This is a genomic window from Microbulbifer sp. CnH-101-G (assembly GCF_052466775.1).
The window spans coordinates 3,396,230-3,417,043 of the sequence record NZ_CP174292.1 but is presented as its reverse complement, the minus strand read 5'-3'; the positions used below and the strand labels follow the sequence as shown (position 1 = coordinate 3,417,043).

Here is a 20,814-nt window from a genome sequence, read left to right as displayed (position 1 = left end):
CTGTTGGCCCGACGCGTACGCTGGGCCTGAGTTTATCCTAAAGCGCATAATCTGGCCCGCATCCCCCCCGTTGGGGGAGGATGGATGCTCAGGGACTGCGTGTGAGAATGGCAGAATAAGCATAACTAGTGATGCGGTGACCTCTATGACCCAATCATCAAGCAGCGCCGTTGCGCCGCAAGCCCAGCAACCGCGCTTGCCCTTTTGGCAGGTGTGGAATGTCAGTCTCGGTTTTCTCGGGGTGCAATTTGGCTTTTCTCTGCAAAATGCCAATGCCAGTAGAATCTTGTCTGATCTGGGGGCGGACCTTCACTCCCTGTCTCTATTCTGGATAGTGGCGCCGCTCATGGGACTTATTGTGCAACCTATCGTGGGTTCGGCCTCGGATCGAACCTGGAGTCGCTTCGGTCGCCGCAACCCCTTTATCCTTTTTGGTGCCATCGCCGCAGCCCTGGGGATGGCGTTTATGCCCAATGCCGGGATTGTGGTGGCGATAGTGGCCCCCATTATTTTCGGCGGCGTTATGTTGGCAATGATGGATGCGGCCTTTAACGTGACCATGCAGCCTTTCCGCGCCCTGGTGTCCGATATGGTGCCATCAGAGCAGCGTACCCTGGGGTACTCGATACAGTCTTTGCTGATTAACATTGGCGCCATCTTCGGCTCCATGTTGCCATTTATCCTGACCAATGTGATTGGTCTGGAAAATACCGCCCGTGCAGGTGAGGTGGCGCCCTCCGTTATATGGGCTTTCTATATCGGCGCCACAGTGCTGCTGGGCAGTGTGTTGTGGACTGTGCTGCGCACCAAGGAGTATCCGCCAGAGCAGTACAATGCCTATAAAGGTCTCGACTCCGCGCAACTGGAGCAGGACAGACAGCAAAAAGCCCCACTGGCAAAGCGCTTGATCGGTTTTTTCCAGTTGCTCATTAAAATGCCGCGCACCATGCGCCAGCTGGCACTGGTGCAATTCTTTTCCTGGTTTGCCCTGTTTATTATGTGGGTTTACACCACGCCTGCGATCACTCAACACGTTTGGGGAGTGGAAGCCAAGTGGTTTGATCCAGTTTACTTGGAAAGTGTCAAAGAAATTCCCGCACATATTTCTGCTGCCAAGGGGACTGCCGGTGACTGGGTAGGAATTATTTTTGCTGCTTACTCCCTGTTCGCAGCGATCTTCTCTATTGTCCTGGCCCGTTTGTCTCAGGTGCTGGGGCGTAAGCTCACTTATTCCCTATCGTTGGCACTGGGCGGTTTGGGATACATCAGCTTCCTATTCTTCCAGGGGGGCGATCCCACACAGGTGAATCTGTTGATTACAGAAGTTTCCGTACCCAGTGGCGCCCTGGGATTATTGTTACCCATGGTGGGTGTGGGCATTGCCTGGGCCGCTATTCTGGCGATGCCCTATGCGATCCTCTCCGACTCGCTGCCAGCGGATAAGACCGGTGTTTATATGGGGATTTTTAATTTCACTATCGCAGCCCCGCAGATTGTTTCCGCCCTGGTAGCTGGCTTGATATTGAAAACAGTGTTCGAAAACCAGGCAATTTACATCATTGTTCTGGCGGGGGTGTGTATGTTGCTTGGCGCTATATCGGTAGCGCTTGTGAGGGAGAGTTCAGAACCCGAGCCCGCATTAAAGGCAACTGCTACAGCTTGATAAAAAGTTGTAAAAGATCGTTTGAAAAGCCCCTATTTGGGGCTTTTTTATTGCCGGGATTCCAGGTTTTTCCAAAATCTTCGCATTGATTGACCTATGGGATTTCATGGGAGCATTTTGACAGTTTGGTGTGAGCGTACCTAGACTGGCGGTGTCTTACAGAAAACGACGCAAGCTTATGTCTTTTTTCGATGCCATTGATCGGGCCTTACAGGCCTTCGCTAATTTTGTTTGGGGGCCGCCTTTATTGGTGTTACTGGTTGGCGGTGGTTTGGCACTGCTGATTTATTCCCGGGGCCGCCCCTACCGCCATTTGAGCCATAGCATTGGCTTATTGAGTGGCCGTTATGATGACCCCAATGATCCCGGCCAGGTAAGCCATAGCCAGGCACTCTCCACCGCGCTCTCTGGCACTTTGGGTTTGGGCAATATTGCCGGCGTGGCCATTGCCATCACTGCCGGTGGCCCAGGAGCGATTTTCTGGATGTGGATCACGGCCTTAGTTGGTGTGGCTACCAAATTTTATACCGCGACTCTGGCGGTGATGTTCCGTGGCCGTGATGCCAATGGGGAACTGCAGGGCGGGCCCATGTATGTGATTCGCGAAGGCTTGGGCAGGCGCTGGACACCGCTGGCAGCGCTGTTTGCCGTGGCGGGGCTGTGCGGTATGTTGCCGGTATTCCAGTCTAATCAGACTACTCAATTGTTGCGTGAATCCTTCGCCGAGCCGATGGGCTGGGTCGCACCGGGTGGTTCGCTATTGTTTGATTTTGCCATTGGTTTATTCATTGCGATCGCCTCTGCCTATGTGATTGCCGGGCGTATCCAGCGCATCGGCAAATTCTCCGCGCGCATAGTACCGGGCATGGTACTGTTTTATTTGGTAATGACTCTGATCGTGATAGCGAGTTTTTGGGAGCAGGTGCCCGCGGCATTTGCCCTGATTTTTAGCGATGCGTTTAGTGGCCAGGCGATTGCAGGCGGTGCCCTGGGTACAGTAATTACCATTGGCGTCAGCCGGGGGGCTTTCTCCAACGAGGCGGGAATCGGTACGGAATCTTTGGCCCATGGTGCGGCAAAAACCCGCGAGCCAGTGCGCGAAGGCGTGGTGGCTATGCTCGGGCCTATCGTGGATACCCTGCTGATCTGCACCTGTACCGCTCTGGTGATCCTACTCACTGGCGCCTGGCAACAAGGTGAGGGTGTGGCCGGTGTGACTCTGACTGCCCAGGCATTTTCTCAGGTGTTTGGTCAATTGGGCCCCATTCTGCTGCTGTTTATGGTTTTTCCCCTGGCTTTTAGCACCATCGTTACCTGTTGGTATTACGGTATGAAGTGCTACGTATTTCTTTTCGGTGGCCGCTGGCAGGGTCTTTATACCGGGCTCTATATGGTTCTGATTGTATTGGGTGCGGTCGCGTCTTTGAGCGCGGTTAACAGCATTATCATCGGTATGTACGCCGTAATGGCCGTACCCACCATGCTTTCTACATTATTGCTGGCAAGACACGTTAACCGTGCAGCTCACGATTATTTCACCCGTATGGAAACTGCAAAGCGAGAAGGGGCAGAAGTCTCTCAATAACAGCGGTTTTTTCAGACAAAGAAAAAGGCGGACTTAATAGTCCGCCTTTTTTATAGTGCCTTTTAGTAAGTACGTAGGTTTTGCCTAGGGCACGACGGATACCTTAGTTCCGACTCTGGCGTGGCTGTAGAAAATTTTCGCCATATGCCAGGGGATACGGATGCAGCCGTGGGAGGCTGGGTAGCCGGGTACATAACCGGCGTGCATGGTGACCGGACCATTAATCCGCATCATGTAATCCATAGAGGCTCCGCGGAAACGAGACCCGGCAGGTTTACGGTGACGGCGCACATCCACATTACTACGCACTACATAGCCACGAGAACTTACATAGTGACCGTACAGGTTTGAGCGGTGACTGTATTTCTTCTCTGAAATACGGAAGTTGCCAGTGGGTGTACGGTGGCCGGGTTTACCGGTAGAGACCGGAGACATGCCAGCAAGACGTCCACCCTTATAGAAGTAGGCCATCTGGTCACTGAGGTCGATCACAATACGCGGTGTGCCTTGCACGTTGGCTTTAAACCACATGTGTCGGCCATTCTGTGGCTGTGCCCGTTGATACCTGCCGTATCGAGAATAGCTCCTTTGGTTTCTGTTGTATCGAGAATAACTTCTTTGATTCCTATCGTATCGCGAGTGTCCTCTGTACTCTCTTCGGTACCTGTAATCCCTGCTGTATCTGGAGTGCCGGTCATAATGCCCTCCATGCCCCTGATGAGCGACATACCTTGAGCCCTGGCGGGAGTAGGGGTTGGAATAATCCGCAGCATAGGCCAGGGGGGCCAATATTGCCGATCCTACAACCATCAGCGCAGCGGCGAATGAAGCGTTTTTACGTAGAGTTCCTTGTACTTTTTGTAGGGATGTTTTCTGTCGTGTAGGTATAGTTTGATGGTTTTGCAGCGAAGGTCGGTTATGCATTACACACCTCTCTATTGCCAGTGGGCCGTGTAAACAACCATGGATTTAGAGTCAAACCATTGCCTTCCTGGGGGGCAAAATCCGTGCGCACCCTAGTTGGGGCAAGGCGCAGGTTAGAGATTTCCCCAAAGCAGCTCGCCATATACTCAGCCTCAGCTGCGGGATGGGTTAGCACAGGTTTTCACCAATGCAGGTCCAAGGGATGTTAAGGTCGGTGTCTTAGGCCAGTCACATCAAAAAGGAATAAGTGAATCACTGGTTATTAACCTGAAATACAGCTAGCCGGTAGGTTTTCCCAGTTTTAAGAGTAAGAACTTAAATTTATAGGGCCACTACTTTTATCCGATTCTAAACAGGTAAAATACCCTGGCGATATAGCGGGTGTGTTTTTACGTTGCAGCCAATAAGTTATTAGCAGGATTAAGGTTTGAACTATGGAACGTTTATTTTCTTACGGTACGCTTCAGCAGGAGAATGTCCAGCTGGAAACTTTTGGACGTAAGTTAAAGGGATCTGGAGATGTCTTAATTGGCTATCAGCTTTCCGAGATAAGAATCATAGATCCACAGGTTATTCAAACTAGTGGCAAGGAATTTCATCCCATTCTGAAATATACCGGAAATTTCTCTGACGAAGTTGAGGGAACGGTCTTTGAGATTTCTGCCGAAGAACTCGCTCAATCTGATGCCTATGAAGTAGATGCCTATCAGCGGGTTGCCGCCAGGTTGAAATCTGGTACAAAAGCTTGGATTTATGCCGAAGCTAATTAAAACATTTTTATTTAAGGGTATTATTCTTTTAACAATAAATAGGCAAGGGATATTTTTCACAGGGAAATGGGTTCAAAAAGGCCTAAGGAATACTGAGAGTCGCTCTAAGTGATTCTTAGCTCCTCAGTGAATAAACGGATATGAAGCAATATTTCGATAGAAGCAAGAAGGGTTTATTTGACCTTTCTCGTAAACTGCCAGCAGAAATCACCGGCAGCTTAAAAGTTTTTCAAGAAGTGGTTGCCGGCCTGCCGATATTCTCCTCTGCTGAGCGCAGTGATCATTTTGTGCAAAAATACGATGAAAAGCATTACTTTGTGATTCCTTATAGGCTCTCAGAAACTGGCTTTACTCTCCATACAATGCGTTGTTTGCCCGATGATGCCCCCAAGGTAAATGATCTACCCAAACGCCGCGTGTTTCACTTTCCTAACTCCCATTATGAGGGGAGTTTACGTAAATTTATGGTGGAGAGCGCCGTCGAATTGTCGCTGGAAAGGGGAAATTCCAGCAAAAGCTCTCTCGAGAGGCTGGCAGATGATATCGACAAGCTCGACAGAAAACTAACTCTTGGACTGTTGCTGGTTGGGGGTGCCACAGCAGTATTTAACCCTTTAATAGGCGCTGGACTGGCTGCCAAGGCGGTATTGCCCGGTGTGAGTGGAGTGGTTAATAAATTCGGCTTGCGCCCTGCCGGAGAAAAGTTATCGGAATTACAGGGCAAAAAAATGCTTCGTCAGGCAGAGGAGGAAGTGGTCAAGCAGTTTTCCGAATCCAATACCCTCAAGGTGATCAATCCGATTCTACAAGAATTGGAATTAGCGCTGAGAACCACTGAAGCACAGCATGACCCATTGACCGATCCCAATTTAGCCGATGGCTCAATCCCTGAATTGGATAGCGAGCGCTGGCGCGAGTTGACCGAGCGAGCGGTTTATCATGTATATAAGGACGTGTATCTGAATAAGAAACTGGCCAAAAATGCTCAGTTGGGGCCGGAGGACTTGCGTTGGTTTGAGGTATTGTTTGCGGGGATAAAGTAGCTTTAGAGTTTTTAGAGAGAAATTCAGCAGCCGATTTGGCTGCTGAAAAAAGTAAAAGCGGTCTTTAGAAATTGTAAGTCAGCCCCAGGGAGGAGAGGCTGGGCTTTTGGTCATCCATCTCGAAAATAGTGTGCTCCAGGCTGAGGCTCCAGTTGTTGTAGTTCCAACCAGCGGAAACACCATAGTAGAGGTCACTGCCATCAGTGTCATCGCTATAAGAAAGATCTTCCTGGTAGGAATACAATTCTACTGTTTGATCGTAGCCATTGCTCCATACAAGACTTTCGCTCACTTTTCCTGTGAGTTCAATTTCGGCATCCCATGATTGATACCCTGCTCGAACGCCTGCATAAAACGGTTTATTGGTATCGGTGGATAGGAACACGCCCAACATTTTTGTTTGGGCACTAATTTGGGATTTATAGCTATAGTCGTAATAAACAGTTTCATAATCGTTGTAAGGCATAAAGCCGCTTTGACTGTCTTTAGCTTCAGCCTCTCCCAGATCGGCATAACCACCCTCAATCGCAAGAAAATTATTGAAGCGGTATCCCAGTGTTAAAAACCAGCCGTTAGGATCTGAGAGTTTTGTTCCGAAAAATTCCTGAGCTTCTTGTGAAGAAATATCTGTATCTACCTTTCCATAAGATGACTTAATGTAGAAGCTGTTTTCCATTGCCATAGTATTGGATGCGGAAAGAGCGATAACGGAGCTGAGAATAAATCTTTTCAAAGGATATCCTTACATCAATATAAAAGACCACCTACCTGGATAAGTAGGCAGCGGTGAGTATTTTGTGGTGATGAATTGGCAGAGAGGTGAAGTATCAAATTCTGTAATGCATTCTTCAAAGCTTGGTAAATGCGTACCAGTTCTCAATTTTGGCGCATAGTGCAGCATTAGGTGCGTCTAGTCAATAATCATCCATTACGATCGATTACAGTCTCTTGAAAAGTCAATTTCTCTGTAAACCAGAAGGCAATGGTTGCGTTAAACAGTTGTATTCATAACAAACTGTGAGATCCCCAATGAGTAAATATATTAGGTTGGCTGTTTTTCAATCAGTATTCTTGCTGCTTTTATCAGGTATTGTCCCTAAGGTTTTTGCGCAGGAGGATGATGCTGTTCAATTAACAATCAGCGCTCACCCTGAGAACCATCTGATGGTGAATGCCAGTGTAATTACTGCGGAGACCGCGAGAGTGGCAATAAGGTTTAACTCTGCAGATACCAGTCGACGACGTACAGCGTATAGTGAGCTAGGCACAGACCACGAAGTAACCGTCGTCGGTCTGCGCGCTGATACTACCTATCGGTTTACTGCGGTTGCACTTTTAGATAGTGGTGAGGTTGTTCGTAGTGAAATCGTAGAGTTTAAAACAGGGTCGGTGCCTACGGGAGTTCCCGCTGTTGAACTTTTGAATAAAACGGTTAAGTCTGAGGGGGGCATTACTATCTTTGCGCCATCAGCGGAGAGGGATAACACTTTCTGGGGATTTGATGAAGAGGGAGAGGTTGTTTGGTATCTGCACGGTGATGTCCCATTAACTGGTGCCCCAGTAGCGAGAAATCTGCATGATGGGCGTTTACTTTTACTACTCAGCGGGGAGGCCCGAGTAATTTCCTTCGCCGGAGAGGTGTTGTCCTCTTTCGAATTGCCGAGTTATCACCACGATGTTCAATTGCTGGAGAATGGCAATTTGTTGGTGTTAACTAACGAAACGGGCCAGTTTGGTGAGCATTTTTTACAAGGAGATGCCATTTTAGAAATCGATACTGATGGGAACACAGTGTGGGAGTGGTCGGCATTTGATCACTTGGATACCAGCCGTTTCCCCGGTGCTTTGGCCAGTAGGGTTTTGGATAACGGAGCCCTTGACTGGAGCCACTCTAATGCACTGCATTATGTTCCTCAGGATAATTCCATTTTACTTTCTAGCCGCTCTCAGAGCTGGGTGGTCAGCATTGATCATCGGTCTGGTGCGATAAATTGGATAATGGGGAGGGACTCAGATATTGAGAACGATTTGAAGGATAAATTCTTTACTCTACAGACTGGTTCCTGGATGGCCTCGCAGCATGCGCCAATGTTGACAAGTGATCATGAAATTCTGATTTACGACAACAGAAATGAAGCTGAGTTGAGTGGTAATATCTACAATAGCCGTGCAGTAAAGTTTCGGCTCAATACATCGACAATGAGTGCTGAACAAACCTGGGAATACATAGCGCCAAAGTATACTCAATCCTTGGGTGATGTTGATGAGCTTGCTGGTGGAAATATATTGCTTTGTGCCGGTGGCCCATCGGACATCAGTACGGGAAGTGATCGCAATGCTTACTTGGTAGAGGTAACATCGACTAGCCCAGCGGATACTGCGTGGGAATTAAAAGTGTACGATAGCACGATTTACCGAGCAGAGCGTGTTAGCTGGTCGGAAATGTTGACCACCAATCCTGTTTTTAATCTGCCTGAATAATGACATAAGTATTTAGACAGAGTGGTGCTTGTAGTATTTTGATTCAGGGTGAATTGAGTTTTTTACTGCTGAGTGCATTTGTGAATGCGCTACTTATTATGATTCATGTGTCTTCCCTTACTTCCTGAATATTCTCCTTGGCCCACACTAACTTTGTTGTGGGCCTATGATCATTCACTTTGCTGGAGATGGTCGTATGCTTTTAATCGGAAATAACCTGATATTTTTCGATTCTTGGTTCTTCAGCCAAAATTGGTTCTAACTCTGCTAGTGTTTCTTTTAAATGCGGCTCTTGCCAATGTTTTTGTTCACTCTCTTTTGAATCCCACACCTCTAATGTCATAAAGGTATCTGTATCCTCACCCGAACATAAAATCTGATAACTCAGGCATCCGCTCTCCTTTTCAGAGTTCGTTGCCAGTCTGGTCAGAATGTTCTTAGCTTTCTGTGTTTCTCCAAGTTTAGACTTCACTTTTGCCATTACATATAGATTGGGCATTGTCTGATCTCCAGATATATTTATGAATTGCGTTTTACTACTAGTAAGATGCCTGTAATCATTAGAATAAATCCAATAATTCGTTTGGAGTCCAGGCTGGTTTGTTGTGCACCAAAGAGGCCAAAATGATCGATGGTGGCCATAGCAAAGAGCTGGCCGAGCAATACAAAAGATATAGTATTGCCAACACCGTATTTTGGTGAAACCCAAGTGACGCTGAGTACGTAAAAAGCAACCAATATGCCGCCGAGATAAAGGTGCCATGAGATATCTTTGTGAAAACCGGCTACTTGGAAACCTTCAGTTTTAAATAAGTAAATAGCAGAGATGGTAAGTCCGACAAAAAACAAAATCGTCGTAGCGAGAGCAGAGCTGCCAAGCTTCACACCTAGACCACTATTTAACGTGGCCATCACCGGGATGCCGATTCCGGCAATTAACATAAGCGACGGATAAAGAATTGAGCTAGGCACTGCTGGAACCTCGCTGGAGGGGTTTTAAGGCTATAACTGCTGATGTAGGTGAGTTGGGTTGACCCACAGTGGAAGCTGTAGGGCTGTAGAGTTATGAAAAGCTGGCGCAGGAACATCAGCTTGCGCCAGCTTTGTTGATACGTTATTAATCGCTAGTTTATTAACTGCTTAGCGATCGCTTTACCAACAGCATGCGCACTGGCTGGATTTTGACCGGTAATCACGCGGCCATCCTCGATGACAAATTCCTGCCAGGGTTGCACTTTGTTAAATCGAGCAGACTTTCGGCTAACTGCTTCTTCAAGCAGGAAAGGAATATCCTCAATGGTGCCGAAGTCGATTTCTTCTTCTCGGGTAAAGGAGGTTACCGATATGCTAGCCAGCAAACTCTCACCATTACTCAGGGTGATGGGTAGTAAGCCAGCCGGACCGTGGCAGACCGCAGAAAGAATGCCGCCATTTTCATAGATCTCTGCACTCAATTTAGCGAAATCTTCATTACTGGCTAGGTCGGAAAGTAGACCAAACCCACCTGGGTAGAACACGGCATCGTAATTGGCAGTATTCAGCTGGTTTACTGGAATAGTGTTGTTGACTCGGTTCTGGAAGTCTTCATCGGCCAATACCTGGCTGTTGACCTCATCTCCTTCAATATCGGTACCGTAGAGTGGCGCCTTGCCACCTTTGATGGAGGCAATATCGTAGTCAATGCCATTCTCTTTGAGGACATGCACGACGTGCGTCAGCTCAGGAGAGTAGGTGCCATTAGCTTGGTCGGTTTCCCCGAGGGTTGCATGGTTGGTTACGGGAATAAGTACTTTCTTCATGAATCTGTCCTCTGTGTTAAGCATTCAGTGGGGAGGATTCTAGGTTGTCCCTGGGTGGATGATAATGGGGGTTATCTGTGAAATACTTTTGCTGAGTAGCAATAATAGAGAGTGCTGGGATGGATACATTTGACGGCGTAATCGAGTTTGTCGCTGTGGCAGAGAGCCAGGGCTTCTCTGCAGCCGCCAAACAGTTGGGGTGCAGTACCAGCCATGTGAGCCGTCAGGTGGCTCGCTTGGAGGAGCGCCTGGGAAGCGCTCTTCTGGCTAGAACAACGCGCTTGGTCAGCCTGACTCAGGCTGGGGCTGTTTATTACCAGCGCTGTAAAGAACTAGTTGTGGGTCTGCAGCAGGCCAATGAACAGGTTGGCCAGCAACAGTATGAGCTGAGTGGCACCTTGAGGGTGAGCTGTGCCGGTATATTCGCCGAGCAGTATGTGGCACCAGCGCTGATGGCTTTCGCTTTACAGCATCCCGACCTGCAGATTGATATCGATTTCAACAGCCGAATGGTTAATTTTGTTGAGGATGGTATCGACTTTGCGATCCGCTATGGCCGCCTGGAGGATTCTGGACTGGTAGCCCGCAAGCTGGCGGGACGCCAGATGATGGCTGTTGCCAGTACGGAATATCTCGATCAATTCGGCAGGCCAAACCATCCTCAAGATTTAAAGTCACACAGTTGTATTGTTGCGAATAATGATAACTGGATATTCGATATGGAGGGTGTTGAAGAATCAATCCGCGTTAATGGTCGTTGGAGAAGTAATAATGCCCATACAGTGGTAAACGCATGTGAAAAAGGTCTAGGTATTGCCTATATGCCAAAAAGCAGCTTTAACCGCTCGTTAGACTCACAGTTATTAGAGCCCGTACTGGAGCCTTATTGGGGGCACGGAGCCAGTAGCTGGATTGTGTATCAGAATCGCCGCTTTTTACCAATACGAGCGAGAATGGCCATTGATTATCTAATGGATCACTTTTCTAGCTGGCAGGAGTAAATATGATAAATATTCTCGAGAATCTCCCGAAAAACACTGAGGTTGAGCACTTCCAGGACATCGTAAAAAGTGATGCTGTACGAATTGAGAGAATTGTTTCATACGGCCAATCCTCACCGGAGAAAGGTTGGTATAACCAGGATGAACATGAGTGGGTGCTTGTACTGAGTGGTTATGGGGTGGTGGAGTTTGATTGCGGGGAGATATGCCAACTGAAGTCTGGTGATTGCTTATTGATAGAGGCTGGAAGAAAGCATCGGGTGATTGAGACATCCTCTGGTGAGGCGACGGTATGGTTGGCAGTATTTTATCGAGAAGGAGCTTGAAATATAGATCAAAAATAATTGGCTTATAGATTAAAAAATAGTTTCCTATTCTCTTCTATTAATCAAATTTTTTTGTAATTCGTAAGTTTAAATTCTTTAATTAACTTCTCAGCACCTAGGCTATGGGTTATTTCCCTTCGATACACCAAGCAGATTTCATCTTTGAATCCTGGTTGGTCTTCATTAACCCATTGAAGCTGATTTCTTCCAATTGCTTGAGCAACTCGGCCAGGAATGATGCCGACCCCGACTCCCTCAAGTGTCATATTTGTGATCAATTCGTGGCTAGAGGAAGTAATATATTGTTTATATTTGTTATTTTTTGCCATATTTTTTAGCAGCCAGTCCGTTTGCATCAGTGCTGGATCATAAATTAATACGTCCCTGGACTGTATTTTTTCAGGGTTATGCCAAAAGCTCACCACATCGTGACAGAGGTGCTTTATTATCAAATCAGGATGGGGTACGGGATTTACCACAATGCCGATATCAGTTTTCCAGCTGACCACTGATTCGACAATTTCCCGAGAAAGCGCGTGTTGGAAGCTTAATTCGATACCTGGGTTTTGAGCAATGAATTCGGCTAACCTATCGGGCAGCATATGTAGTGAAATGGAACTGTGACACCCGATGGTGAAGTGACCAACAGCTTCTTTGTTTTCGCGCAGCGCTGAGTACTTAACCTCATCCCAATCATCAAGTAACTGCTGAGCACTTTTTAATAGTCTTAACCCTGCACGAGACAATTGCACACCAGTTTTTTCTCGTATGATTACTTCTGTACCAAGCTGTCTTTCCAGCCTCTTGATAGCCGCGCTTAAACTCGGTTGCCGAATCCCTAACCTCTCTGCCGCTCTTGAAATATTTTTTGTTTTAGCAACCTCAATAAAATAATTGAGTTCATCAGCGTGTGGAAACATAGGAATAACTTATTTAGCCACTTAAAAAGCCAGAGTCTTTAAGTTGAGTCTACATCGACATTTATTTGGTTGCCATAGATATTGCCTATGGCAACCAGCGACCAGTTCTATTTTTCAAGTTTTAACTCCCATGCTAATTTCTTCGCCTTCTTAGTATTCAAATTATTTTTGGAGTCAGGGTGTCTACATCATCTCTAAGCTATCCAGCGGTAGCGAATGGTAATGCAGTAACTTATGAAACTAATTTCAACTCAGTTTTAACTTTTCCTCTACATGCTTGGTATGAGTGGGGGTACTTACACAACCCAATTACTGCGAGTGATATAGATATTTCTAGAGTTAAGCATTCCTATGCATTACTGCAGGAACAGCTTGGAGGTGATGGAAATCCTATCTACGGTTTGCACACAAGTTATGGAGAGAATGAGCGCAATCGCCTAGATCCAAGTCAATGGAAAGAGACACAAGTCAATCTTCTGGAATACTTAAGAGTTGGTGTTGGTGCGCCATTACCGAAATCGGTAGTCAGGCGTGCATTAAAGTTACAGGCTCTAAAAACAGCGCACGGCTTATCTGGTATCCATCCTTCCACATATCAAGCGCTTCTTAAGCTGGCCAATAGCGAAAGGCTTCCGAGAGTACCCCGAAAAGGGAGCCTTGGAGCCAGTGGTGATTTGATTTCCATGGCTCATGCTATTTCACCTCTATTTGAACAAGGGCCAAGAGGCCCCCGTGATGTCATTGGGCTTGTAAATACTAACTCTATGATGGCTTCCTGGGCTATTGAGCATGATTATCAGCTAAGAAAGCTATTAAGAGATTGTTTCAAATCTGTGGCATTAACCTCCATGGCCATAGGGGCGGGAGATGAACACTTCTCCGAGGGATTGAGCTACGGAGAGGTGCATGGCAGTTATGCGCGTGCTGGCCAATTACTTACACAATTACGACGTGATTACCTGCGGTCCTCAAGGGTTATCGAGGGTAAAAAAAGCTTATTACAGGCGCGATATTCTGTTCGCTGTGCTCCCCAGATATTAGGCCACTGCCTTGATCTATTGGATTATTCAGAGGCAAAAATACGTTCTGAAGCCACTGCCGTTGCAGATAACCCTCTAATTCTTGAATCAGGTCCATGGCATGGCGGATTGTTTTATGCGATTGGATTGGCAGCTTCTGCCGAGTTTATGCAGGAAATTATCCATCGTTTAGCCGAAATGCTTGATCGACAAATATTGATTTTGATGGATCATCGATTGAATGGAGGACTGCCGGATAATTTAAATGTTGAATCGTTTAACCACTGTAAAGGAATTCATCAGTTATCGTCGGCTCTGTTCCAGGAAATAAAAGCTAGATCGACACCTGTGCGTCAGATGAGTTTCTCGTGTGAAGGAAATAATCAGGATTTGGTTCCCTGCGGAATGACAGCTCTCAATAATATCAGTGACCAACTGGATAGTTTAAGAGAAATTATTCGAGCAGCGACTTTTTGCTCAGCTAGGGCAGCAATAATGCGTTCAAGTGGCGATTTGCCAGAAGCATTAAAATTAGTGAATTGGTCGCAATATACAACATCTCAATTAGAGAGCATTCTATGAATTTTAACTATTTAACAGGAAATTTTGGTATTGAGTTTTCCGCAAAAGAAATTTCTGAATTCGATCTGGACACTAAGCAAACATTAAAAAATTTATGGCATGAACATGAACTTTTAGTTGTCAGAGATATGGACCTGGATACTCAGGCATTTGTTAGGTTCTGCAGCTTGTTTGGGGAGCTTCAGCAGAACTATTTTTTCTTTCAAGGTCACTCAGAGGGTTATCCACAAGTTGCTAAAATTATTAAGGAGCCTGGTGAAAAGAAAAATACAGGAGGAATATGGCATCACGATCAGGGCTATTACTCCAACCCGGTAAAAGGTATCGCATTGTACGGTATTGATATTCCTCCTAGGGGTGGTGATACCCTCTTTACAAGTTCAACGCTTGCTTATGAGAGCCTGTCAACTGTAATGCAACAGTTAGTCGGTTCACTCAATGTGATACACACTACTGAGTTAATGCTTAAAAAACAGCCGCTGAAAAAGTCAATAGAAGGTAAAGATGGAGATGAATCTGGTATAGAGCGAGCACTCAAATTGATGCCGCTAGAATCTGCTATACATCCAGCAGTCTGTAAAAATCCTGTAACTGGTAAGCCTTTTCTCTACGTAAACCGAACTACTACCTCACAATTTGAGGGAATGACATGCGATGAAAGTATGGGGCTCTTGAATTATTTATTTCATCATATAGAAAAACCAGAATTCAATTGTCGAGTGCAATGGCGTCCTGGGACCTTGGTTATTTGGAATAATCACCAAGTCTTACACTATGCCGTCAATGATTATAATCAACGAAGAGAATTACATCGTGTACATTTTTCTGCTGAAAAACCGATTAAGTACTATAAGTGATTAATTGGTGGATTTTATGAATTATGATGAGCTGCAGACTGAATTTTCACATGTCAATAATCAGCCTGAAATTCAAAGGCAGAGTTTAAAAGATGTACAGGTGAGGCAATTATTGCGAGAAGCCTTTGAAAAATCTGATTACTATCGCAAGTTAATTATAAGTAATGATATTGACATAGAGGGAATAAGAAGTTGTAAAGATTTATATAGGCTACCAATTATAAGTTCGGAAGTGTTCTCAACTTCTATGTCAGAAATTAGTATGAATTATGACAATATTGTTCGCTATTGTCATACTTCGGGCAGTACCGGTGCACCCAAGCGCGTGCCCTATACACGTAAAGATATTGAGCTGGCAGTAACCTCTCAGGCTCGAAGCTATTTGCTTGCGGGTGTTGAACCATTCGACAAGTGTTTATGTGCAATGACTTATGGTCCGTGGCCTAGTGGGATGATCTGTCATGCTGCCAGTGAAATTTTTGGTCTCACTATTCCTGCAGATTCCTTTCTAGGAATTGATCATCAGCTACAGAGTCTACAAAAAGATAAGCTGAATTATATGGTTTGCTTACCTTCATTGTTACCGAGGCTAGAGCGTTACTGTCTGGAAAAAAACATATCGCCCGTGTCTTTGAGTGTCAGGAAAATATTCGTAGTGGGTGAATTGTTTTCAGAGACTTTTCGGAGTTACTATGAGGGGGTATTCAACGCCAAGCTAATTAACATGTATGCAAATACGGAATTTGGGCTAGTAGCGAGTGAATGCCAATATCATAACTTACATGTCTGGGAAGATTTTTTTCATGTGGAGGTTATTGATCCAGATACGGGTAAGTTATGTGATGATGGTGTTACAGGAGAATTAGTAATAACAGCTCTGAAACGTGAAGCTCTTCCTCTGATTCGTTATAACACACACGATTTGGCTGAAATGTATAAGGAGCCATGTGAGTGTGGCCAAACTGGAGCCTATTTGGGTCCCATCAGAGGGCGTCTCGATAATATGTTCACAATCAATGGGGGAAATATATATCCAATTGTGTTAGAAAACATCGTTACATCCATTCCTGGATTCAGTTCCTTTTACCATTGCATTATCGATAAAATTGATGGGCACGATCAATTATCATTTAAAATTGAAGCTAAAGATATTGTTGATGATCAGGCAAAAGAGTATTTGGCGGGTGAGTTTTATAGAGAGTTGACTAGTTTTGATCTAACACTTCGTATGATATTCCTTGGGCTTGAGTCTGCTTCAAGACTAAATATAGATATCCTACAGCCTGGTGTAATTAGTGAAAAACCTGGGAAGATTAGAAAAATTATAGATAGAAGGTGATTTCTGTATCACCAATAGCTTTTCAGTGTGTTGTTATTGTTGCTAAGTGTTCCTCTGTATAGAGGTAGTATATCGAGTAAGCTTGAGGCTGGCTTATAGTTAATTTTGTTGGTTTTATTTGTCGCTGAGTGTGTGATCATTAGATAGAGAAGTCCTATCGCTTCAACCCATTAGTGTATTCTTTACAGTTTTATCACATTTGCCCAAATTTACACTTCCGAAAATGACCGATACTCGGTGTTCTGTGAAGTTATGATTGTTTCTTCTTGACCAATCAGGTTGCAGTTACCATGGCATTTCAAATACAAGGCATTAACCCGCTAAATTTTTACCATTTATTGATGCTTCCAGATGCTCAGTTGAAAGAAAAAAATTCTTGCTGGAAGCTTGTAGATGCGAACCCCGGTTATCCCTGCAGGGTGTCCCTTGTGGATGCCAAAGCAGGGGAGAGGGTACTCTGCCTACCCTATAGCCATCATAATACTTCATCCTTTTATCGTGCTTCAGGCCCTATCTTTATTCGGGAGCATGCAGAACTCGCGAAATTAGATACTAATGAAGTTCCACTGATGCTGCGACACAGGCTACTTTCAATTCGCGCTTATAATTGTGAGGGGCTAATGGAGACTGCTGAGGTTGCTCAGGGAGCGGAGCTTGAGGGTGTGCTTGAAAAGCAATTTTCCTTAGGGAGTGTGGAGTATATTCATATTCACAATGCGCTTCCGGGGTGCTTCAATTGCGCCGTCTACCGAGCGTAAGGTGCATCATTGGGGACTGCCTGTTGGGCTTCTGAAAAACTCTGCTGATCGCTGGGATATAGCCCTCACAGTCCTGAGGTTCCACTGATAGTTATTGTTACCTTCATTCAACTTTGAAGTGAAAAAATTATCGAAGATTAGAACTTAGGAGAGGTTGCTAGCTTTTCTTATGCTCCTTTGAATCATCTAAGAGTCCCTCTTTTTCCTCTAGGCCATCCAGCTTATGATATTTTCTTTTTATTTCATTGATATCCACACTGGGCTTGGGAAAAGACATTTTTAGGGCCTCCATCGCGTCGGCTACAATGGAGGCAATTGCAAGATTTCTAAACCATTTGTGATTGGCGGGAATAACGAACCAGGGGGCATGAGCTTTGCTGCACTTATAGAGAATATCCTCAAAAGCCTGGGTGTAGGCGTCCCAGTAGCTTGCCTCCGTATAATCGCTCTCACTGATCTTCCAGTGTTTGCTTGGATCATCGATACGTTGCTTAAAGCGTTTCAGTTGTTCGTCCGCATCGATGTGCAGAAAAAATTTCAGTGTCAGGGTGTTATTGTCGGCTAGTAGCTGTTCGAAGTGGTTAATATGGTCGTAACGCTTGGACCAGATGCTCTCTGGTACCATATTATGCACCCGTTGAATTAATACATCTTCATAGTGGGATCGGTTAAAAATCGCCACATGTCCCTGTGCGGGGGTGACTTTGTGACATCGCCATAGGAAATCATGGGCGGCTTCCTCTTTAGATGGCTGCTTGAAGCTGGTCACCGTACAGCCTTGGGGATTCATTGCTCCAAGCACATGATTAATTGTGCCATCTTTACCGGAGGCATCCCGACCCTGTAGGCAAATCAATAAGGAGCGCTTGTGCTCAGCATACATAAGATACTGCTGTGCGCGAATTCTTTCATCTAATTTATCAATGACCGGCTGGGCCTCTTCGCGATTGTTATAGCAATTTTTAAAACTGGCATCGATCTTATCTAACTGTATCTTGCTGCCGGGTTTTACCTGGAATGCCTCGAAGCAATTCATAGTTTTATTTCTTCATGATAAGTTAAATAATTTGTCCATGCAGGTTGGATTAAATATCCTGCAGACGTTGGTAGAGCAGCTTTTTCACCAGATCCAGAATAAACATCCACAAAATCATATAGAGCCAAACGAGCCCGATAATGCGCCAGGGAATAGCAGGTACCAGCCAACCAAATCCACACATTAAAACCGTGAGCGCTTGAGTACCGACAATAGCGATAAATAACTTCATTGCGGGCAGTGGCTTTGCGAAGAAGGCAGAGCGAGATCGCACGACAAAAAGTAGTAAATGACCGCCAGCGACAATTTGTAAAAAGATAATCGTTTGGATCTGTGACTTATCCAGGGGTATCCAGGATTGCCACTGGCTGTTTTGTAGCCATTCCATACCAATCAAAAGCAGCCCCATGGTTTGTGCGATAGAAAAAATACCGATAATGGTCGAACCCAGTAATAAATCACGCATTTCCCAATGCACGGGCTCTTTCGGCAGCAGGGTGTTGTCGTAGGCAATAGTCATAATGGGAATATCGTCGAGCAGTGCCACTAATACGATCATGACTGGGGTGAGGGGAGAAAAACCGAAGAGGATAGTGGCAAACACCACCACCACCATAATATCCAGGGTCATGGATACCCGAAAGAGCACATAATTAATAATGCGCTCAAAGATCTTGCGTGCTTCGTCAATAGCATCCACTACAGTGGAGAGGCCCGGAGCGGTGAGAATAATCGCCGCTGCGGCACGGGCCGCATCGGTGGCGCCACTAACGGCAATTCCGCAATCAGCTTGTTTTAGGGCAGGCGCATCGTTGACACCGTCGCCGGTCATTGCCACCTGGTGCCCTCTCTCTTGTAAGGCTTTTACGATTGCGTACTTATGCTCGGGGAAAACACGGCCAAAGCCATCGGCGCGTTCAACACAATCGACCACCTGCTTGGATAAGTGGTCCATATTCTCCGAGTCGGTAAAAACATCGGCGGCGGCATAAATATTCTGCCCAATCCCCACCTGAGCAGCGATTTCCTTACCGATAGCGACGTCGTCGCCAGTAATCATTTTTACCTGCAGCCCGTGCTCCCTGGCTCGGCTGATGGTTTGTTTGGAATCGTCCCGAGGCGGATCTTCTAAAGAGAGGATGCCAAGAAAGTCCCAGCTTTTCCCATCATTGGAACGCGCCACACCCAGGGAGCGTAAACCCCGTGCGGCGAGTTCCTGCACGCAGTCTGAGGCTTTCTTTTCATTATCACCACTAAGCTTGCACAATTGCATCACTGCTTGGGGCGCACCTTTGCAATAAAACAAAGAATTTCCACTGTCATCGACTACTTGGGCCTGGGTACGCTTGATTACTGGGTCGAAAGGAGTGAACTCTTTAAGCTGGTAATTATTCAGTGCTTTCTTATCTTTGAGGCCGGCAAAAATTGCCTGATCGATCGGATCACTAGAACCTTTTTCCGAGGCGAGTGACGCGGCGAGAATTAACTGTTCCGGGCTCTTGGCGAAAAATAATTTGGGGTCGTGCAGGCTTAGTTGGTTCTTGGTGAGCGTTCCGGTTTTATCGGAGCAGAGAATATCGACCCCGGCAAGCTCCTCTATAGACTCCAGTCGCGAGACTATGGCTTTTTTTCGGGATAGCGCCAGGGCACCGAGTGCGTTAGTGACAGTGATTACGGAGGGCATTGCCACGGGAATCGAGGCAATTAATAGCACCAGGACTGTGCGTAAAATATTAATAATGTCCGACCAGTGCCAGCTGGGGGCCACCACTATGTCACGGTAGAGCTGGGTACCTACCAGTAACAAAGCCAGTACCAGGCACAGCACTATCAGGAAATCGCCAATATGAGTAACGGCTTTTTGCGAGTGGGAGGCGCCTTGGCCGGCACCGGCTACCAGCTTTGCGGTGCGGCCAAAAAAAGTATTGCGCCCGGTGCCAATTGTAACGGCGGTCATTTCGCCGCGCTTGGCGATACTACTGGAATAACCGATGTCTCCTATTTTTTTGCTGACCGGCAATGACTCACCCGTAAGAGCAGCCTGATCGATACTGATGGATTTGCCATCGGTAAAGCGCACATCTGCGGGCACCACTTGGCCGAGTTTGATTCGCACAATATCCCCGGGAACTACATCGGCGGCGTCAATGGTTTGAAAACTACCATCGCGCAACACCTCCGCCTGCGGCGCCATGCTGGCCTTGAGCGCGGCCAGAGCATTGGAGGCCTTGTGCTCCTGCCAAAATCCCGCGACGGCGTTGTAAAGTAGTAGCGCCATAATAATGGCGAAATCTGGCCAGTGACCGATAAGTGCCGATAGCAGGGCGGCGGCTTCGATCATCCAGGGAATGGGCCCCCAAAAGAAACGCAGAAACTTGAGTAGTGCGCTTTGTTCTTTCTCCTGGATGCTATTGGGGCCATAGCGTTGCAGCCGTGTCTCGGCCTCGGCCTGGCTTAACCCTTGGGGTGAGGTATTGAGTGCCTGGTAAACGGAGGGTAAATCGGCTTTCTGCAGGTCAACCTGGGAGCCTTTTAAGTCGGCTTTACTGGCGTTTCCGCTTTCGGATTTTGGCCCGGGTATTGGCACGGATCGATTCCGCCTGTTGAAAATAATTTCCCGTCGAATGGTCCGCCTGTTAACGACAGTTGGGGTTAAATACGGCTAATCATTATTGAATGATTGGGCGGCGCATCCATATTAATTGAACATT

Annotated in this window: 20 protein-coding genes; 11 read left to right on the top strand and 9 right to left on the bottom strand. The window is 46.3% G+C overall.

Annotation, left to right across the window (positions count from 1 at the left end; all coding sequences use genetic code 11):
* The first annotated feature begins 145 nt into the window (after window positions 1–145).
* Together ACJJID_RS15100 and ACJJID_RS15095 are read left to right on the top strand one after the other, a co-directional pair.
* The gene (locus tag ACJJID_RS15100; RefSeq protein WP_444920187.1) at window positions 146–1,663 is read left to right on the top strand and encodes an MFS transporter; all 1,518 of its coding nucleotides are present in this window, start codon (window positions 146–148) and stop codon (window positions 1,661–1,663) included.
* Window positions 1,664–1,841: 178 nt separating this feature from the next.
* Window positions 1,842–3,248, top strand: a complete 1,407-nt coding sequence (locus ACJJID_RS15095; RefSeq protein WP_444920186.1) for an alanine/glycine:cation symporter family protein — start codon at window positions 1,842–1,844, stop codon at window positions 3,246–3,248.
* Between the two features lie 84 nt (window positions 3,249–3,332).
* On the opposite strand, the gene ACJJID_RS15090 is transcribed toward ACJJID_RS15095, so the two are convergent.
* On the bottom strand, window positions 3,333–3,779 hold the full coding sequence (locus ACJJID_RS15090) for a L,D-transpeptidase family protein (RefSeq protein WP_253868728.1): 447 nt from the start codon (window positions 3,777–3,779) through the stop codon (window positions 3,333–3,335).
* Window positions 3,737–3,976: a hypothetical protein gene (locus ACJJID_RS15085; RefSeq protein WP_444920185.1), complete on the bottom strand. Its 240-nt coding sequence runs from the start codon at window positions 3,974–3,976 to the stop codon at window positions 3,737–3,739. The genes ACJJID_RS15090 and ACJJID_RS15085 overlap by 43 nt, the downstream gene beginning before the upstream one ends.
* A 630-nt stretch (window positions 3,977–4,606) precedes the next feature.
* Between ACJJID_RS15085 and ACJJID_RS15080 the strand changes: the two genes are divergently transcribed.
* Window positions 4,607–4,942: a gamma-glutamylcyclotransferase family protein gene (locus ACJJID_RS15080; protein ID WP_444920184.1), complete on the top strand. Its 336-nt coding sequence runs from the start codon at window positions 4,607–4,609 to the stop codon at window positions 4,940–4,942.
* 140 nt (window positions 4,943–5,082) lie between these two features.
* Complete coding sequence (locus ACJJID_RS15075; RefSeq protein WP_444920183.1) at window positions 5,083–5,985, top strand: hypothetical protein; 903 nt, start codon at window positions 5,083–5,085, stop codon at window positions 5,983–5,985.
* 64 nt (window positions 5,986–6,049) lie between these two features.
* On the opposite strand, the gene ACJJID_RS15070 is transcribed toward ACJJID_RS15075, so the two are convergent.
* Entirely contained in the window at window positions 6,050–6,718 is a 669-nt protein-coding gene (locus tag ACJJID_RS15070; RefSeq protein ID WP_444920182.1) for an outer membrane beta-barrel protein, read from the bottom strand.
* A gap of 296 nt (window positions 6,719–7,014) precedes the next feature.
* Between ACJJID_RS15070 and ACJJID_RS15065 the strand changes: the two genes are divergently transcribed.
* Window positions 7,015–8,466, top strand: coding sequence for an aryl-sulfate sulfotransferase (locus tag ACJJID_RS15065; protein ID WP_444920181.1), 1,452 nt, complete (start codon window positions 7,015–7,017; stop codon window positions 8,464–8,466).
* A gap of 202 nt (window positions 8,467–8,668) precedes the next feature.
* Here the strand turns inward: ACJJID_RS15065 and ACJJID_RS15060 are convergent, their stop codons facing one another.
* The 3 genes from ACJJID_RS15060 to ACJJID_RS15050 all read right to left on the bottom strand — a co-directional run bounded on the left by ACJJID_RS15060 (window position 8,669) and on the right by ACJJID_RS15050 (window position 10,265).
* Window positions 8,669–8,965, bottom strand: a complete 297-nt coding sequence (locus ACJJID_RS15060; protein WP_444920180.1) for a putative quinol monooxygenase — start codon at window positions 8,963–8,965, stop codon at window positions 8,669–8,671.
* Between the two features lie 20 nt (window positions 8,966–8,985).
* Window positions 8,986–9,438, bottom strand: a complete 453-nt coding sequence (locus ACJJID_RS15055) for a DMT family transporter (protein WP_444920179.1) — start codon at window positions 9,436–9,438, stop codon at window positions 8,986–8,988.
* A 152-nt stretch (window positions 9,439–9,590) separates the two neighbouring features.
* Complete coding sequence (locus ACJJID_RS15050) at window positions 9,591–10,265, bottom strand: type 1 glutamine amidotransferase domain-containing protein (RefSeq protein WP_444920178.1); 675 nt, start codon at window positions 10,263–10,265, stop codon at window positions 9,591–9,593.
* 119 nt (window positions 10,266–10,384) lie between these two features.
* On the opposite strand from ACJJID_RS15050, the gene ACJJID_RS15045 reads away from it, so the two are divergent.
* Window positions 10,385–11,266, top strand: coding sequence for a LysR family transcriptional regulator (locus tag ACJJID_RS15045; protein ID WP_444920177.1), 882 nt, complete (start codon window positions 10,385–10,387; stop codon window positions 11,264–11,266).
* A gap of 2 nt (window positions 11,267–11,268) precedes the next feature.
* Entirely contained in the window at window positions 11,269–11,592 is a 324-nt protein-coding gene (locus ACJJID_RS15040) for a cupin domain-containing protein (RefSeq protein WP_444920176.1), read from the top strand.
* 62 nt (window positions 11,593–11,654) lie between these two features.
* On the opposite strand, the gene ACJJID_RS15035 is transcribed toward ACJJID_RS15040, so the two are convergent.
* Window positions 11,655–12,512: a LysR family transcriptional regulator gene (locus ACJJID_RS15035; RefSeq protein WP_444920175.1), complete on the bottom strand. Its 858-nt coding sequence runs from the start codon at window positions 12,510–12,512 to the stop codon at window positions 11,655–11,657.
* Between the two features lie 179 nt (window positions 12,513–12,691).
* Here ACJJID_RS15035 and ACJJID_RS15030 point away from each other — a divergent pair, with 179 nt between their 5' ends.
* The 4 genes from ACJJID_RS15030 to ACJJID_RS15015 all read left to right on the top strand — a co-directional run bounded on the left by ACJJID_RS15030 (window position 12,692) and on the right by ACJJID_RS15015 (window position 17,067).
* The gene (locus ACJJID_RS15030; RefSeq protein WP_444920174.1) at window positions 12,692–14,113 is read left to right on the top strand and encodes an aromatic amino acid ammonia-lyase; all 1,422 of its coding nucleotides are present in this window, start codon (window positions 12,692–12,694) and stop codon (window positions 14,111–14,113) included.
* Window positions 14,110–14,970 carry a TauD/TfdA dioxygenase family protein gene (locus ACJJID_RS15025; protein ID WP_444920173.1) on the top strand — a complete coding sequence of 287 codons (861 nt, stop codon included), beginning with the start codon at window positions 14,110–14,112 and terminating at the stop codon, window positions 14,968–14,970. The genes ACJJID_RS15030 and ACJJID_RS15025 overlap by 4 nt, the downstream gene beginning before the upstream one ends.
* A gap of 16 nt (window positions 14,971–14,986) precedes the next feature.
* Window positions 14,987–16,309 (top strand): phenylacetate--CoA ligase family protein, encoded by a 1,323-nt coding sequence (locus tag ACJJID_RS15020; RefSeq protein WP_444920172.1) that lies wholly within the window; start codon window positions 14,987–14,989, stop codon window positions 16,307–16,309.
* 266 nt (window positions 16,310–16,575) lie between these two features.
* Complete coding sequence (locus tag ACJJID_RS15015) at window positions 16,576–17,067, top strand: DUF1203 domain-containing protein (protein WP_444920171.1); 492 nt, start codon at window positions 16,576–16,578, stop codon at window positions 17,065–17,067.
* A gap of 157 nt (window positions 17,068–17,224) precedes the next feature.
* Here the strand turns inward: ACJJID_RS15015 and ACJJID_RS15010 are convergent, their stop codons facing one another.
* On the bottom strand, window positions 17,225–18,103 hold the full coding sequence (locus ACJJID_RS15010; protein ID WP_444920170.1) for a polyphosphate kinase 2 family protein: 879 nt from the start codon (window positions 18,101–18,103) through the stop codon (window positions 17,225–17,227).
* Window positions 18,104–18,152: 49 nt separating this feature from the next.
* Complete coding sequence (locus tag ACJJID_RS15005; protein ID WP_444920169.1) at window positions 18,153–20,690, bottom strand: plasma-membrane proton-efflux P-type ATPase; 2,538 nt, start codon at window positions 20,688–20,690, stop codon at window positions 18,153–18,155.
* Window positions 20,691–20,814 lie beyond the last annotated feature (124 nt).